This is a genomic window from Streptomyces sp. NPDC058470, assembly GCF_042721055.1.
Classification (GTDB): domain Bacteria; phylum Actinomycetota; class Actinomycetes; order Streptomycetales; family Streptomycetaceae; genus Streptomyces.
Map to the genome: position 1 here is coordinate 60843 of NZ_JBHXMF010000030.1, position 14908 is coordinate 75750.

A 14908-nucleotide genomic window follows, 5' to 3' on the forward strand; every position below is an offset into this window, starting at 1 on the left:
AGTACGTACAGCGGTGCGTCTGCGCGTGCGTGGGTGGGTTCGTGGGACCGGCGATCAGTGGGTCCGGGGTTCCGTACGTACAGCGGTGCGTCTGCGCGTGCGTGGGTGGGTTCGTGGGACCGGCGATCAGTACGTACAGCGGTGCGTCTGCGCGTGCGTGGGTGGGTTCGTGAGACCGGCGATCAGTGCGTCCGGAGATCCGTACGTACAGCGGTGCGTCTGCGCTTCCGTCGATCCGTTGGACCGTGGGTCGGTGGGACGTTCCGTGCATGGTGCGGTGAGCGCGATCGTGAGTGGGTGTATCGAATTGAAGGTCTATCACCCGGTCTGAAGGAACGTAGGAGTATCGGTCCTTTGGTGAGAGATCAGTTGCATCGGTCGGTGGGACCAAAGGACGTGAGGTCGTTCGGAAGGTATAGGTGTGCGTAAGTCCCTAGATGCGTTTGTAAATGTGAGCATCGGTAGGTCTAAAGCGCGGAGGGTCGTTAGATAGGAAGCTGGATAGGACGGTAGATGCGCAGGTCCGTCTACCGGTAGTTCCTACGGAGCGTAGATACGTAGAGGCGTACGTGGATCGATCCGACTGACCGTAGCTAGTCCGGTGACAAGGTGGATCAGAATGTCGGTCGGTAGGTTGACAGGTGGACATTGCGATCAGTCGAACGGTGAGCAGGTCCATAGGTAGCTGAGTAGCTAGGTCTGACATGCGGTCGTTAGGTGTGTGAGTAGGTAGTCGCATCGACCTGGCTATCGGTTTGGACATTCGACAGGACATGTGTCGGGCTATCGGTAGTGACATCTATCTGACCGGAGTCCTGGACGTTCATCGGTAGTTCTATGCGGCCTTCGATCAGACTGGATATTCGAACTTGTCAGAGGATGTACATCAGACTCGCTATCTGGACAACAGAGAGGATGCCTACAGGTCTAGGCATCGGCATATCTATCGGTATATGCGCAGGTCAGAGGGTCTTGCCGTGTGCTTCCCGTGGCGCGAGATGGTGGATGTGGCATCTTAGGTGGATGTCTCGGTGGACAGCTCCAAACTGACCTCGCAAGCGCCCGCCCGCGACAGGCTCATCGGACTCTATCCACAGGCGGCTCGCCGCACGCTTCCCGGAATCGGATCAAGGGAGTGGGAAGTGGAGCGCAGCGCAGGGCGCATCAGCCTGAGTCGAACCCAGCGCGGCTTGATTGCCGTGGTGGTGTCGGGAGCGGTGGTGATCGCGGCGATCGGATTTGCAGGTTCGTACACGGCCGTGCGAGACCTCGCGGTCCGCAAGGGTTTTGGCTCCTTCGCCACGGTCTTCCCGATCGGGGTCGACGCCGGCATCGCCGTACTCCTGGCGCTGGATCTTCTGCTGACCTGGCTTCGCATCCCGTTCCCAATGCTCCGCCAAGCGGCCTGGCTCCTGACCGCGGCGACGATTGGGTTCAACGCTGTGGCTGCATGGCCGGACCCAGTAGGTGTCGGCATGCACGGCGTGATCCCCATCCTCTTCGTGGTGACGGTCGAGGCGGCCCGGCACGCTGTCGGTCGACTGGCGGCGATCACCGCGGACCGGCACATGGAAGGGGTCCGACTCTGGCGGTGGCTGCTCGCCCCGCTGCCTACCTTCCGGCTCTGGCGCCGGATGATGCTCTGGGAGATCCGGAAGTACGACGACGTAATCCAGGCCGAGCAACAGCGACTCGTGTACCAGGCCCGGCTGCGAGGTCGCTACGGGCGAGGTTGGCGCTGGAAGGCCCCGGTGGAGGAACTCCTTCCCTTGCGCATCGCGCGCTTTGGAGTGCCGCTTGAGGCGGCGAGCCACCCCCGGGCACGTGACCCGGAAGTTGGGACGAGTCGCCCGCAAGAACTGGAGAAGCACAACGTGCCAGGCCCCGGCGACCAGATCGATCACGCAGTAGGACCCGAGCACACGGGAGGTTCCGAGCTGCCAGATGCGGGGTCGTCTGAGCCAGACGCCAGCCGGGACGAGCAAGACCCCATCGGAGGAGTCGCTGCCGAAGCCCTGCCGGAGCCAGGTCCATCGGCGTCTGTCGCTCCCGCCTCACGGCAGGGGGACACCGAGGCAGAGCCGGGATGGAGCACGCCAGGCCCTGAAGATCCGGCGGGTGATGAGGAACCTGGCGACGAACCGACCGACGAGCCGATCGCAGAGAGGGTGGAGGGAGAGCCCGCTGTCCCGACCTCGGGGGAGAGCGGAGTCCCAAAAGCTGCAGACCCTGTACCTGAGATAGAGGGCGCCAGCGCGGCGGGGAATCTTGAGCGCGCCGAGCACGAGTCCGCTGTTGCGGGGTTGAAGTCGAATGCGGCTGCAGTCCGCTATGCGATGAGGGTCCTCGACTCCACGCACACACCGACCGTGGTGGACTGGCTTGCTGCGCACGGTCGTGAGGTGAACCGCGGACAAGCGCACCGGATCACACGGGACGAGGAGGAGCGACTGCACGGGGCTCAGCGGCTCGCCGTGGTGAAGGGTGCCTCGTAGCCGGTGGTGTTCGCCCCACGGATAGAGGGGTGGCGCCATCCTGCACCCGAAGAAGGCGGCCTCCGGGGTCGGGTCTCTCGTAGGGTGGCGATCTGATCTTTACGGGGGACAACCATGATGGACAACAATGCGCCGGCGACAGCACGGCGAGGCGGCTCGGTCCGCAACACTCCGGCACGGGTCAGTATCTGGTCCGCGGCTCTGGGCGTCGCGCTCATAGTGGCGATCTTCGCAACGCCCATGTTCTGGCTCATGTATGGGCAGTACTACACCTTCGCCATGTTCATGTTCGGCGTGGTCGCCATCCCGGCCGGCCATCTCGGCCGACTGCGCGGCAAGCGCCTTGACGGTCGGGATCGCGGGGTGGCGCTTGTCGGCATTCTGACTGGCTGGCTGCTGCTCCTCGTCGTGGCCCTGCTGGTGCTGGCCTACGGTGGGCTGATCATCGGACTGGCGTTCCTGTTCGGCTCCGCCCGCTGAGCGCAAGGCACCCGATCCCAGACGGCCTGCGGCTCCGCCATCCAGGCCGCGCTCCGCGCAAAGCGCTCCGTTCGACCTCGTTCGATTCTTCGCCAGGAGCGATCCTAAGCGTCGGCAGTCAGGGCCCGGCAATGGCGGCGAACGCCAGAATCGCCGCCTCGTGAAGCGCCCACACATGCGCGAGCACTGCCTGCGGGGCTCGCAGAGCCGGTGAGCCATGGGCGCCTGGAGCCTGTGCATCACGGTCAGGGTGCAGTGCCGTACCGGAGCGGGGAGTGGCGTGCGGAGGCTCAGCCTGCGGTGTGAGCGGTGCGGCGGCCGATGGTCTCCATGATCTCGCTGAGGATTCCGAAGATCGCCGATGCTTCCCGGGCGCCCTCGCCGCAGTCAGTCAGGGCTCGGCGTACGTTGCGTCGGGCCTTGGGGTGTCCGGCCCGGGTATGAAGGGCTGCCGCCACTGCTGTCTCGAGGTCGTTGATGCGCTCGATCTGCTGCTCGGTGTCGGCGAGGTCGTTGGCGGTCTCGGGCCCGCGGTTCAGGCGCGCGTTCGCGGATGCAGTCGCGTCGATCGCCGTGAGGGCGTCGGATCGGCCGTGGATCAGGTTCGAGAGGGCTGGCCGGCCTTGGCCGTCGCGGAGTTCGACGGGGCATCGGTCGATGGCGTGCAGGACCAGCAGCGTGGACAGGTCGAGCAGACCGGATGCGCCGTATGGCTTCAGGCGAATCATGAGAGCTTGCGCGTCAGCCCAGTCGCCGGGCGCGCTTGATGCACGGCTTCGGGAGTAGCTGTCGGCCTGCCGCTCCAGCATCGACCAGTAGGCAGGGGTCCCGGCTACCGGGCCGGCGGGTGAAGTGGGGTGCATGCTCCGACGGTATCGGCTCGGGGTACGGCACCTGCGCTGGTCTAGAACTCCGGCGCAGCCAGACGTGGTTGAGCGGTGCTCCGTGCTCTCTGCGACTCCGATCGCGGGGTGTCATCGGCGGCGGCGCCCCCTGAACTCAACGGCCGGCGCCCTGCCGAGGGCAGGCCCGTGGGCGGCCCCGGGTGAACAGCGCGGCTGTTCCTGGCAGTTTGCCGCGGTGCGGTGGTCCGCTTTCGCGGACTCTGTCCACAGGCCGATCTTTCTACGTTCGTTCTTGATCGTTCCTCCGCGTGCTGCGGGAGCCGGGAGGGAGCTGAGCGTGGAAGGGGAAGTGGCCCGTGGCGCAGACGAAGTTTGACAAGCAGGTCGAGGACGGCCTGGAGCAAGGGGTCATGGTCTTCGGCCGGTTCATCAGCGGGGCCCCGCTGGACGGTGAGCCAAGACCACCGGGCAGTCTGCCGCGCTGGGGGGCTGCCTTGCTGAGAGTGGTCCTCCTCGCGTGGGCGGGCTGGGCTGCGTGGATGTGGTGGGGGATCAAGGACCACGACCGTGTGATCCGTGTGTCGATCGTCGCCGCGGCCGTGGCGGTCCCGATCGTGGTGATCGCTGCGATACGCGGGCGCGGCCGGCGAAACCACATGCGGGCCCTGGTGATTCCGATGTCCATGGCGCTCAAGGACCTGCTGTCCGAGTGGGACGACCATCAACGGCTGCGTGCCCTGAACATCCCCATCGACCGGTCGTTCGTGGCGGTGCGGCTGCCGGACGGCTGGCACGATCCGGGTGGCTTCAAGGACCAGATGCGTGAGCTGATCCAGGACCGGATGGGCGGGCAGTGGGCGGGGGAGTGGAATCTCAAGAACCACCCCTTCAACGTGGTGTTCACCCCGCAGAAGCCGAAGCCGAAGCTCGAACCGCCGGAGAAGGTGGACTTCTTCAGCGACATCGTGCAGAAGGCGATCGCCGCATGTGAGCCCGGCCAGCTCGTGCTGGGCATCGACGAACGCCAGCGCCCGGTAATCAAGGAAATGACCGGTGAAACCGCGATGTGGGCGCTTTCGGTGGGTTCCGGTGGTGGTAAGTCCTCGTTCCTCCAGATGATCATCACGCAGTTGGTGCGGCAGCGGGCCACCGTCATCGGCATTGACGTGAAGATGGCGAGTATCAACTGCTTCGAGGGAGTGGAGGGGGTTCACCTCTACACCGACCCGGGAAATATCGGGGACATGCGGTCCGCGATTTCCTGGGCCGCCCGTGAGGTGGAGGCCCGGAACTATGTGAAGAAGGGCAACCCGCGGAAGAACTTCGACCGCCTCACCCTCATTCTCGAAGAGGGCAACGAATTCGGCGACGCGTCGAAAGAGTGGTGGAACGAGAACAAGGAAAAGGGCGACCCGGCCAGCGACCCCATCTGGGGCGACATCGCGTCCATCATGCGCATGGGCCGGCACGTCAACGTGACGATCATCGGCGTCTTCCAGGACCTGCGGGAGGCCGCGGTCGGCTCCCGGGGTCTGCGGAACATGTTCCGAATGATCCTTATGGGCAATTACAACGCCAACCAGTGGAAGATGATCGTCAACACCACTCCCGTGCCGGAGAGCGTCGACCGCGCGGGCCGCATGATGATCATCGAGGGCAACCGGCGGGTGTGGATCCAGGTCCCGTACGCGGACCCGGAGGACTTCCGCACGCACAGCATGGAACTGCGCGCCCAGCGCGGATACAGCACGGAGGACCTGTACGGGGCTCCGCCGGCGCGCAGCCCTCAGCGGCTGCCGTCCCTGCTGCAGGAGTCCAGGCCGCTGTTCACCAAGGATGCCAACTCGCCTGATCAGCAGGCCATAGCGGCAGCTGAAGAGAGCGATGGAGAACGGCCGGCGGTGAGCATGGTCAAGGACGACCCGCTCGTGCTGGAGGGCGACGCGGCGTCGCCGGCCGTCGCGGAGGAGCCGGAGGAGGACGTCGAGCTGCTGCCGCTGGCGGAGATTTCCCGGCGGCTGGCCGAGGAGGGGATCGAGGTCAGTGCCGAGCTGATGCGCCAGCACAAGCGGCGCCGCAACAACTTCCCCGGCGGACGTCTCGTCGACGGCAAGGAGCTGTTCGCTCTGGCCGACCTGGCCGACTACTACCGGCCCGACGAGGACGAGGAGGAGGAGGCAGGGGAGTCCGGCGATCCGGCCGACCCCGACCAGGACGAGCAGGACGCTGAGGACGGCGCCGTCGACGACACAGAGGACGACGAGGAGGACGAGGACCGCCACGGCTGAACTGCCGGGCACAGAGGCACCGATGGGGGCCACGGGATTTCCCGTGGCCCCCTTTTTTTGCGCCCTCGCCCTCCACCGGACCGTGGGGCGCCGAATCGCCGGAACTTATCCACAGGCCAACGATTCTACGTTTTCCGTGTGAGCTTTCCGCGAAATGCGTGAGGCCGCATGGCACCCCGCCATGCCCTTATGCGCGGAGGTCGGTTATTGGGAATTGGCCGAGGAGTACGGGATGAGTGCGCTGCGGAAGATGCTGAATCTTCCACCGAAAGAGCCCAAGGGCGGTGATGAGGGAATCACCGCTGTCGCGGACGCCTCGGTGGAGGCGCCTTCGCCAGAGGCGGGGGAGGGGAGGGGGACGCGAGCGCCGGCCGCGCTGGGCTGGGCGGAAGAGGAGGAGTCCTCGGGACGCTCGGCCGCCCGCAAGGCGGGACGGGTCGCGATCTGGCTGGTCATCGGCCTGGCCGCGTTCACCGGCGTACGCACGTGGGTCTTCCCCACGAAGCCGCCGACGCCCGTCGAGCAGGCGGACCCGCAGGCCGAGGCCAAGAAGAACAACGTGCCCGAAGCCGAGGCGCAGCAGGTCGCGGCCCGTTTCGCCCGCAGCTACATGAACTGGAACGCGCAGGAACCCGACGCCCGTGCCAAGGAACTCGAGGCGGACCTGGCCAAGGGCATCGACCCGAAGCTCGGGTGGAACGGCTCCGGCGTCCAGCTGGTCGCGCAGACCATCCCGGGCACCGTGACCCAGGTCGGCGGCAAGCGGGCCCGGGTGCGGGTCGACGTGCGGGTCAGCGTGGTGACCGGCAACGGCAAGAACCAGCGGACCGCGACGAGTTGGCGCGGACTGGAGGTGCCGGTCGCCCAGGGCGAGGGCCGGGTGGTGGTCACCGGGCAGCCAGCGATAGTCGGCATGCCGACCGCCGCCGGCTACAAGGCGCCGGAGGGGCCCGAGGCCGACACCCAGCTCGCGGGCATGACCCGCGAGACGGTCAAGGACTTCCTCAAGTCGTGGGCCCTGGGCAGCGAGGACCAGGCGGCCGCACCCGGCGCGGACATCGAGCCGCTCGGCTCCGGACTCGCGCTCGACACCCTCGACTCCTGGGTCGTGGACGCCGGCACCGGCGACAAGCGGTCCGGCACGGCGACGGTGCGCTGGAAGCTCGGCGGCGCCCAGATCCAGCAGACCTACCAGATCACCCTCACCAAGGTCTCGGCCAGCAGCGCGAGTCGCTGGCAGGTCGAGGCGGTCAACGCCAAGACCGCGTAGCGGCCCGCCCCCTTCACGCGGCGGCTGCCGCGGGCCCGCCGTACGGCCGGCCCTTCAACACCCTTCCCATCAAACCCAAGGAGTGGATTCCCCATGGGCGGAGACAACGCGCTCGTTTCCTGGATTCTCGCGGTCGTCGGCTCCCTGTTCGTCGCCGTGCTCGCCGTTCGCGGCTTCGGGCACTGGGCGAAAAAGGAGTGGGGCGCGCTGATCACCCACATGGTCGGCGGCGCCGTCGTCGCCGTGATGGTGTTCACGCCGAACCAGGCCGTCACGATCCTCAAGTTCATCGGCGCCAAGATCGCCACCGTCTTCACGGGCTGAGGCGGCGACGATGCGAACCTCCAGCACCTACACCCGGCACTGGGATCTCGAAACCCGGCAGCACGAACTTCTGGGCCTTGACCTGGGCGAAGGCCTGCCGCGTACCACCTTGAAGTACGGCGCGGTGATGTTCCCCATCTGGTGGGGCACCTGGCTGCTGCTCTTCGGGATGCCCCTGAAGCCGCTGATCCCGGTCTTCCTGCTGCCCCCGCTGTTCTTCACCTACTACGGGGCGAAACGTTCCACCACCTACTGGCGGCGCACCAACCTCCTGATCTGGGGGGTGCGGCTGAACTTCCTCAACCACGGGGTGCGCCCGGTCATCGGCCGCGGCCGCATCCCCGCGCCGAAGGCCGGACTGCGGCTGCGCACCCAGCGCCTGGCCGAACGGGCCCCGCAGCTGGCCGAGATGCCGGCGTTCTCCACCTACTTCACCACCGACGGCGACCACCCGGATGCCGCCGAGTCCTGCGGCAAGCCCGCCCACCTGCGGCCCCGCCTGCGCATGTACGGCCCCGACGCCGTCGCCAAGGCCCGCACCAAGACCGCCAAGCGGCGCCGGAGCGCCGCCCGGACCGCACCGAAGGGCAGCAGCTGATGAGCACCCAGACCTCCATCCCGATCCAGGCCCTGCGCAACTCGCTGCGCCTCACGGACCCCCACACCCTGACCGCCCTGAACTCCGCCCACACTCCGCTCCTCGGTCTCGCCGACGGCGACCGGCCCGTCCACCTGCCGCCCGGCGCCGAGCACGCCCTGGTCGCCACCGGCGCCGGCGGCGGCACCACCACCCTGCTGCGCTCCCTGACCGCGCAGGCCCTGGCGCTGGGCGCGAGCGTCGACCTCATCGATCCGGGCGGCGCCGGCCACCAGTGGGCCCGCGACCTGCCCGGGGTGCGCTACCTGTCGCGGATCCCGGAGATCCACGACCACCTCCTGATCAACGTGGCCGCCCTGCAGGACGGCACCGCTGCCTGGGACGGCAGTTGGCGCGGACGCCGCGTCATGGTCATCGAGCACCTGGGCACCGTCGCGTACGGGCTGCGCGAGTACTGGTCCCAGACCCGCCCGGAGACCCAACTGGAGGAGGCCCCGGGCGTCGAGGCCCTCGGCGTCCTGCTCGCCGCCGGCCCCGGCTTCGGCATCCAGATCTTCGCCGGCAACCCGCGCGTGGGCCTGCCGGGCCTGGGCGCTGTCCCCGTCAAAGACGTCTTCCCCACCCGGGTCCTCGCCTACGGCGGCGCCGCGCTGTGGCAGCGCGTCGCCCCCGAGGTGTGGTCCATCCCGCCGTACTCCCTCATCCCGGGCCGCATGCATGTGGTCGCCGAGCAGAAGTCGACCGCGTTCCAGGCGCTGTTCCTCAGCGACGTCGAAGCCCGCGCCCTGGCCCGCGGCGTCATCGAGACGGGTGAGGCGGCATGAAGCTCTTCTCCCGGCGCCGGCCCGCCCCGCCGAGCCCACCGCGCCTGCCCCCGCGCGACGTTGACCTCACCCACGGGGTGGGACAGGCGGCGGCCCGGCTGAGCGAGAACCCGCTGATCGGCGTCGACGCCGAGGGCGCCGCCGTCCACCTCACCCCGCGCGACGGGCACGTCCTGGCGGTGGCCCCGCCCGGCATGGGCGCCACCGAACTGCTGCGCAGCCTCGGCGCGCAGGCCCTGGCCGCCGGCCAGCAGGTGGACATCCTCGACGTCCACCACCACGCACACACCTGGGCCCGCGGCCTGGAGCACGTGACGTACGTGGACGAGCCCGACCAGCTGCACCGGCACCTGATCGGCCTGGCGCACCAGGCCCGCGGCCGCGCCGAGAAGGGCCAATTGGGGCCACGGCGGCTGCTGTTGGTGGAGAACGACGGAACCACCCAGGTGCTGCTGGACCACCAGGCGGACCCGCGGCCCAACGGCGTGGCCCTGGACGCGCTCACCGCGGTCCTGGCGCACGGCCGGCTGGCCGGCATCCAGGTCGTCCTCGCCTGCCGGGAGCTCCCCGGCCCGCTCTCCGGCCTGGCCCGGGACCTGTTCTCCACCCGCCTGCTCATCGAGCCGAGCGAGCGGACCTGGCTCAGGGCCGGGCTCTCCGACCGGATCCGCCCGCGCAGCACCGGGTTCCACCCCGGGCTGTGGCACCACCTCACCCGCGACGGCACCCACCGCCTCGTCCAGGCCGCCCGGATCAGTGACGACGACGCCGCCGCCGACTTCGCCCGCCGTACCCCCGACCAGCGCGCCGCCGCCCGTTCCACGAAGGAGTCCCACCGATGAGCACCAGCAGCAAGGCGGCGAAGAAGTCCGCGTCCAAGTTCGGCCGGCTCCTCGGCCTGGGCGCCGAACGCCTCATGAAAGAACCGCAGTTGGTGGCCATCGCCGACGGCCTGGTCGTCACCGACGTCGGCGCCGAGGCGTGGTTCACGCTGTCCGCCTCCAACACGGACCTGATGCCGGAGGACCGCCAGGACATGGAGCAGGACGCGGCGGCGCTCGCGCTCGCCAAGACGTTGCCCGGCTACGACTGCCACCTCAAGGTGGTCTGGGCGCGCCTGGACGGTGAGGACTACCGCGAGGAAGCCCGCAAGATCTTCTCCGCCGGGGACGTCGAGGCGGTCGCCGACATGTGGGCCCGCCGCCTGGACACCCTGGACCTGCCGCAGCGGCACCTCCTGCTCGGCATACGCCTCGTCGAGCGGGACTCCGCGGCCAACGCCGTCGTCAAGAACGGTGTGGCCGGCGCGCTCGGCGTGGGCAACACCGGCCTGGACGAGACCGAACTCGCCCACCTCGACGGCCTCGCACGCCGCATGGAGCGCCGCCTGGAAGCCACCCCTTGGCGCGCGCGGATCGCCCCGGCCGAGCTGCTGGCCTGGGCCGTTTCCCGCGAGAGCTTCCGCCCGCAGCCCGCCCCGCCGCACCTGCCCACCATCAGCGGCGCCTCCCTGGTCCGCCTGACCCAGTCCAAGGCCATTCCGCACGCCGACCACGTACGCATGATGGACGCCCGCGGCGAGACCGCAGCCTGGGTCAGCGTCCTGGCCATGCCGGCCTTCCCGGAGGAGCTGATCACCCCCGGCGAGCAGGAGTGGCTGCGCTGCCTCTCGGAGATCAGCTACACCCACCCGGAAACCGGCGACGACGCTCTGGTGTGCCCCGAGGCGAGCGTGCGCTTCTCGGTGTGGCAGAAGGGCCACGCGATCAAGGCCGTGGACAAGCAGCGCCAGTTGGCCAAGGAGCAGCGCCGCAGTGCGGCCGAAGGGTCGGCCGGCGAGACGTTCGCGGAGACCGAAGAGACCGAGCGGGTGATGGAGGACCTGCGCCGGCAGATGTCCCGCGACGGCATGACCCTCCTGGAGGACCACCCCCGCATCATCGTCTCCTCCACCGAGTCCCTCGAGGACCTGCGTGCCCGGACCGACGCGGTCACCTCGCACTACGCGGGCCTGTCCATCGACGTCACGGTCGCCTCCGAGGAGCAGCGTGAGCTGTGGTTGGAGGCGCAGATCGGCGACATGCTGCGGGTGCTGGACCTCGGTCACATCCGCACCACCGACGCGCTCGCCGCCAGCATGTTCTGGGGCGGCTCGGAGGCCGGCGACGACGAGGGCCCGATCGCCGGGCTGCTGACCGGCACCACGCCGGGCGTCTGCCGCATCGACATCACTGCAGGCAGCGCGCGCGGTGACGCCACGACGACGGCGTTCGTCGGACGGTCCGGGCGCGGCAAGACGACCAGCATGATGCTCGCGACGCTGATCGCCGGCCTCAAGGGTGCCTTCAGTTTGATGTTGGGCTTCAAGGGCGATGAAGGCGGCCTGGTGAAGGCCGGCGAGTACCTGGGGTTGGACTCGCATCACGTCACCTGCGGCGTCGAAACCCCGGCCGTCGCCGATGTCTTCCGGCTCCTGCCCAAGGGCGATGCCGCGCTCCAGGTCGTCTCCCAGCTGCTGATCATCCTGCCGGAGCGGATGCGGGACGCCGGCGTCGAGACGCACCTGCTGCGGGCCTGCAACGCCATCGCCCAGCACGACGACGCCGCGACCTGGCGGGTGATCGAGTACCTGCAGGCCAGCAGCGACCCGCTCGCCATCGAAGCCGGCGACGCGCTGTCGGAGCTCTCCCAGACCCAGCTCGGCGCCCCGCTGCTCGGCAACCCGCACGACGGTGCCTCGCCGCTGCGCCCGGAGCCGGGCCTGTGGCTGGTCCAGGTGCCCGGTCTGACGATGCCGCAAGCCGGCACCCGACCGGGGGAGATGACCATGACCGAGCGGGTCTCCCTGGCGCTGATGCGCGGCCTGATCGCCTACGCGTTGAACACCTCCGCCCGCGCTGACCTGCGAAATCTCCCCAAGGTCGTGGCGATCCCCGAGGTGCACGTCCTCACCGGGACAGACGACGGCCGGCGGTTCATCGACTACATCGCCCGTACCGGACGAGCCCTGGACACCTCTTTGGCGATCGACACCCAGGACCCCAAGTCGCTGCTCGGCATGGACGGTGTTCTGGAGGCGATTACGACGGTTTGTGCCTTCGAGCAGAGCACCCGCTCCCAGCAGGACGCGATGGCCGAACTGCTGCGCCTGCCCGTCTCGGACAGCACCCGCGCCCTGATCCACGGCGTCGGCAAGGACGCCCACGGCGACATCCGCCACGGCCACTGCATCGTCAGGGACCGCCGCGACCGGGTCGCCACCATGCAGTGGGACGCCCCCTCCTACGAGCTGCTGCGCGCGCTGTCCACCAACCCCAAGGACCAGGCCGAGGACCGTGAGAGCGCCCTCCAGGACGCCATGCCCCAGGACGAGTTCACCGGCACGGAATCCGCGGACTCTGTCCACAACCCGCCGCAGGAAGGGTCGGAAGCCGCATGACCCCCACCCGCAGCGGGCCGGCCGACGCCGCCTGCCAACCCATGGAGGCAGCCGTGACCTCACGACAGCGCACCCAGACCGGCCCGGTCGCGGACTGCGCGGCGCCCGGCGCACCCAGCGCCGGCGCCCAGCGGCGGCGGCCGACGTCCGGGAGTCGATGACATGAAGGACTTGCTGAAACGATTCCGCTACGCGGCCATCCGCCTCTGGGTCGCCCTGCCGCGGCTGCGCACCTTGCTGATCCCGACGGCCGGCATCCTGGCCACCCTCGGTGTCCTCGCGCCGGCCGCGGCCGCCGACGGCCCCGACGACTACAAGCCCGGCGGCATCGGCGACATGATGCCCAGCCCCTTCAAACCCCCGGGCCAGGGCACCCTGTTCGAGACGTACAGCCCCGAGGTGTACCAACTCGACAAGCAGTTGAGCGACGACCTGACCGGCGGCGACCTGATCGACGGCTGGCTGCACGGGTTCGGGAACATGCTCATGCAGGTCCTGACCCTGGTCGGACGGGCTGCGGTGGTGGTGGTCGGCTGGTGCTTCAACGTCGTCTCCCTCCCGGAAGTCGAAGGCGCCATCTCCAAGGCGATCGGCGCCGCGGCCGGCCCGATGATGACGACGTTCCTGCCGACCGCCGTCGCAGTCGGCGGCTTCGTCGCCTGGGCGAAGAAGTCGGAGTCCTCGCCGCTGGGGCAGCTCGCCTGGGTGGCCGCGTCCGCGGCGATCGCCACCACCTTCCTCGTCGCCCCGGCCACCTGGGTCAAGGGCGTCGACAACGGGCGCCAGTTGGGCGCCTCGGTCGCCATGACCACGATCGGTGCGGGCCTGTCCGGCAGCGACGACGCGGCGATGCCGTTCAAGACGCCCGAGCCGAAGTGGTCGGGCAACGAGAAGGACAACACGGTCAGGCGCGCCGCCGATGCGGTGTGGCGAACATATGTCGCAACACCGTGGTGCATTGCGGACCTTGGGTCCGTCAAGGCGTGCCAGCGGTGGGGCAACGAGGTCGTCAAGCGCGGCACGGACATGGACGAGCGCGAGGACTACCTCTCTTCCACCCTGAACACCGACACCATCGGCAGCGAGGCCGTCGAATGGCGCCAGGGCCACACCCCCGGCGGCCGGATCGGTGTCCTCATCGCCGGCATCATCAGCTGCGTCATCTTCAGCGCCCTCGCCCTGACCTTGGCGTTCACCACATTGGCCAGTCTCATCGGCGCACTGATGCTGCTGGTGTGCGGCGTGGCCTTCGCGACCCTCTGGTGCATTCCAGGAAAGCCGCGCCAGTGGGGGGTGCAGTGGTTCGAGATGCTGATCGGCCTGGTCATGGTCTCGTTCACCGCGACCATGCTCCTCGGCTCGGTCATGGTGGTCTGCGTGGCGATGATGTCGCTGCTGCCGACCTACGGCTGGCTCATGGTCTCCGCCCTCAACATCTGCGCCGCCGCGATGGCCTTCAAGGTCAAGGGCCGCCTGGACGGCATCGTGAGCGCCGGCGGCGCCCAGATGGCGGGCCGCGGCGTGCTCTCCACCCTGGGCCGGATGGGCTCCGCGCGCCGCCTGCGCAGCGCGATCCGAGGCCGCGGCCGGGGACGCTTCGGTGACATGGACCGGCACCCCGCCCCCGACTCCCGCGGCGGGCGCGGCGGCAGCCGCGACGATGACTCGGGAAGCGCTTCGTCCAACACCGGCGACGTGCGCAGCCGCCCCAGCCGCACCATTCCGCCGCCGCCGAGCTACCCGCCCACCGCGCACCGGCCCGCAGGAGGACCGGGCACCCCGGGCCTGCCCGGGGCACCGACGGGACCCACAGGCCCTGCCGGCAGCGGACCCGGCTCACCCGGCGGACGCCGCACCCGGCCCGGCACCGGGCCGCGCCCCGGACCGCGGCGGCCGACCGGCCCCGGCCGCACCGGAGCGGGAGGGACCACCGCGGGCGGCTACACCGTGCGGCCCGGCGCGCCCCGACGCACCGGAGTCCCGCCGGCCAACCCCTCCCACCGGCCCACCACCATCCAGGGCACCGTCATCAACCGGCCGGCCAACCCGACCGGAGCCAGGTTCCGTACGTACCCGCCGCCGCCCAGCCCGCGGCCTCCGCGTACGCCCGGCCGTCCGCCCGGTGGTGGGGCCCTGCCGGCCAGCGGCACCCGCAACGGGCCGCCCCGACCGCGCGGGAGTTCCTGAGCCCGCCTGATCAAGGGCCCCAGGCCCGCCACCTCTTCACCCGCACGAGATCCCCAGCGGTCCGGCCCCCCCGGCCGGCCGCCCCCCCCCGGGGCCACGCGGCCTTCCCCCCCACCCCCCCCCCCCCCGGGACGGGCCCCCCCTTGAGCCCCAGAAAT

11 protein-coding genes are annotated in these 14908 nt (G+C 69.5%); 10 read left to right on the top strand and 1 reads right to left on the bottom strand.

Annotated features, from left to right (window positions below):
• Positions 1-1169: 1169 nt before the first annotated feature.
• Entirely contained in the window at positions 1170-2495 is a 1326-nt protein-coding gene (locus ACFWP7_RS22515; protein WP_384383703.1) for a DUF2637 domain-containing protein, read from the top strand.
• Positions 2496-2609: 114 nt separating this feature from the next.
• The gene (locus tag ACFWP7_RS22520) at positions 2610-2975 is read left to right on the top strand and encodes a hypothetical protein (RefSeq protein ID WP_384383598.1); all 366 of its coding nucleotides are present in this window, start codon (positions 2610-2612) and stop codon (positions 2973-2975) included.
• Positions 2976-3265: 290 nt separating this feature from the next.
• Here ACFWP7_RS22520 and ACFWP7_RS22525 read toward each other — a convergent pair whose 3' ends face one another.
• Positions 3266-3784: a hypothetical protein gene (locus tag ACFWP7_RS22525; RefSeq protein ID WP_384383601.1), complete on the bottom strand. Its 519-nt coding sequence runs from the start codon at positions 3782-3784 to the stop codon at positions 3266-3268.
• 392 nt (positions 3785-4176) lie between these two features.
• On the opposite strand from ACFWP7_RS22525, the gene ACFWP7_RS22530 reads away from it, so the two are divergent.
• From ACFWP7_RS22530 to ACFWP7_RS22565, 8 genes are all read left to right on the top strand, one after another.
• Complete coding sequence (locus ACFWP7_RS22530) at positions 4177-6108, top strand: hypothetical protein (protein WP_384383604.1); 1932 nt, start codon at positions 4177-4179, stop codon at positions 6106-6108.
• 232 nt (positions 6109-6340) lie between these two features.
• Positions 6341-7378: a conjugal transfer protein gene (locus ACFWP7_RS22535; protein WP_384383607.1), complete on the top strand. Its 1038-nt coding sequence runs from the start codon at positions 6341-6343 to the stop codon at positions 7376-7378.
• Positions 7379-7471: 93 nt separating this feature from the next.
• The gene (locus ACFWP7_RS22540) at positions 7472-7702 is read left to right on the top strand and encodes a hypothetical protein (RefSeq protein ID WP_384383610.1); all 231 of its coding nucleotides are present in this window, start codon (positions 7472-7474) and stop codon (positions 7700-7702) included.
• A gap of 10 nt (positions 7703-7712) precedes the next feature.
• On the top strand, positions 7713-8300 hold the full coding sequence (locus ACFWP7_RS22545; protein ID WP_384383613.1) for a hypothetical protein: 588 nt from the start codon (positions 7713-7715) through the stop codon (positions 8298-8300).
• Positions 8300-9124, top strand: a complete 825-nt coding sequence (locus tag ACFWP7_RS22550; RefSeq protein ID WP_384383616.1) for a cell division protein FtsK — start codon at positions 8300-8302, stop codon at positions 9122-9124. The genes ACFWP7_RS22545 and ACFWP7_RS22550 overlap by 1 nt, the downstream gene beginning before the upstream one ends.
• Positions 9121-9966, top strand: a complete 846-nt coding sequence (locus ACFWP7_RS22555) for a hypothetical protein (protein ID WP_384383618.1) — start codon at positions 9121-9123, stop codon at positions 9964-9966. The genes ACFWP7_RS22550 and ACFWP7_RS22555 overlap by 4 nt, the downstream gene beginning before the upstream one ends.
• A complete protein-coding gene (locus tag ACFWP7_RS22560) occupies positions 9963-12563 on the top strand; it encodes an ATP-binding protein (RefSeq protein ID WP_384383620.1) in 2601 nt (866 codons plus the stop codon). The genes ACFWP7_RS22555 and ACFWP7_RS22560 overlap by 4 nt, the downstream gene beginning before the upstream one ends.
• A 162-nt stretch (positions 12564-12725) precedes the next feature.
• Entirely contained in the window at positions 12726-14750 is a 2025-nt protein-coding gene (locus tag ACFWP7_RS22565) for a hypothetical protein (RefSeq protein ID WP_384383623.1), read from the top strand.
• Positions 14751-14908: the final 158 nt, after the last annotated feature.

What these genes read in the sequence shown, in the direction of transcription:
- ACFWP7_RS22520 (WP_384383598.1), top strand. Translation starts at nt 2,610, where the DNA reads ATGATGGACAACAATGCGCCGGCGACAGCACGGCGAGGCGGCTCGGTC.
- ACFWP7_RS22560 (WP_384383620.1), top strand. Translation starts at nt 9,963, where the DNA reads ATGAGCACCAGCAGCAAGGCGGCGAAGAAGTCCGCGTCCAAGTTCGGC.
- ACFWP7_RS22555 (WP_384383618.1), top strand. Translation starts at nt 9,121, where the DNA reads ATGAAGCTCTTCTCCCGGCGCCGGCCCGCCCCGCCGAGCCCACCGCGC.
- ACFWP7_RS22550 (WP_384383616.1), top strand. Translation starts at nt 8,300, where the DNA reads ATGAGCACCCAGACCTCCATCCCGATCCAGGCCCTGCGCAACTCGCTG.
- ACFWP7_RS22545 (WP_384383613.1), top strand. Translation starts at nt 7,713, where the DNA reads ATGCGAACCTCCAGCACCTACACCCGGCACTGGGATCTCGAAACCCGG.
- ACFWP7_RS22525 (WP_384383601.1), bottom strand. Translation starts at nt 3,784, where the DNA reads ATGCTGGAGCGGCAGGCCGACAGCTACTCCCGAAGCCGTGCATCAAGC.
- ACFWP7_RS22535 (WP_384383607.1), top strand. Translation starts at nt 6,341, where the DNA reads ATGAGTGCGCTGCGGAAGATGCTGAATCTTCCACCGAAAGAGCCCAAG.
- ACFWP7_RS22565 (WP_384383623.1), top strand. Translation starts at nt 12,726, where the DNA reads ATGAAGGACTTGCTGAAACGATTCCGCTACGCGGCCATCCGCCTCTGG.
- ACFWP7_RS22540 (WP_384383610.1), top strand. Translation starts at nt 7,472, where the DNA reads ATGGGCGGAGACAACGCGCTCGTTTCCTGGATTCTCGCGGTCGTCGGC.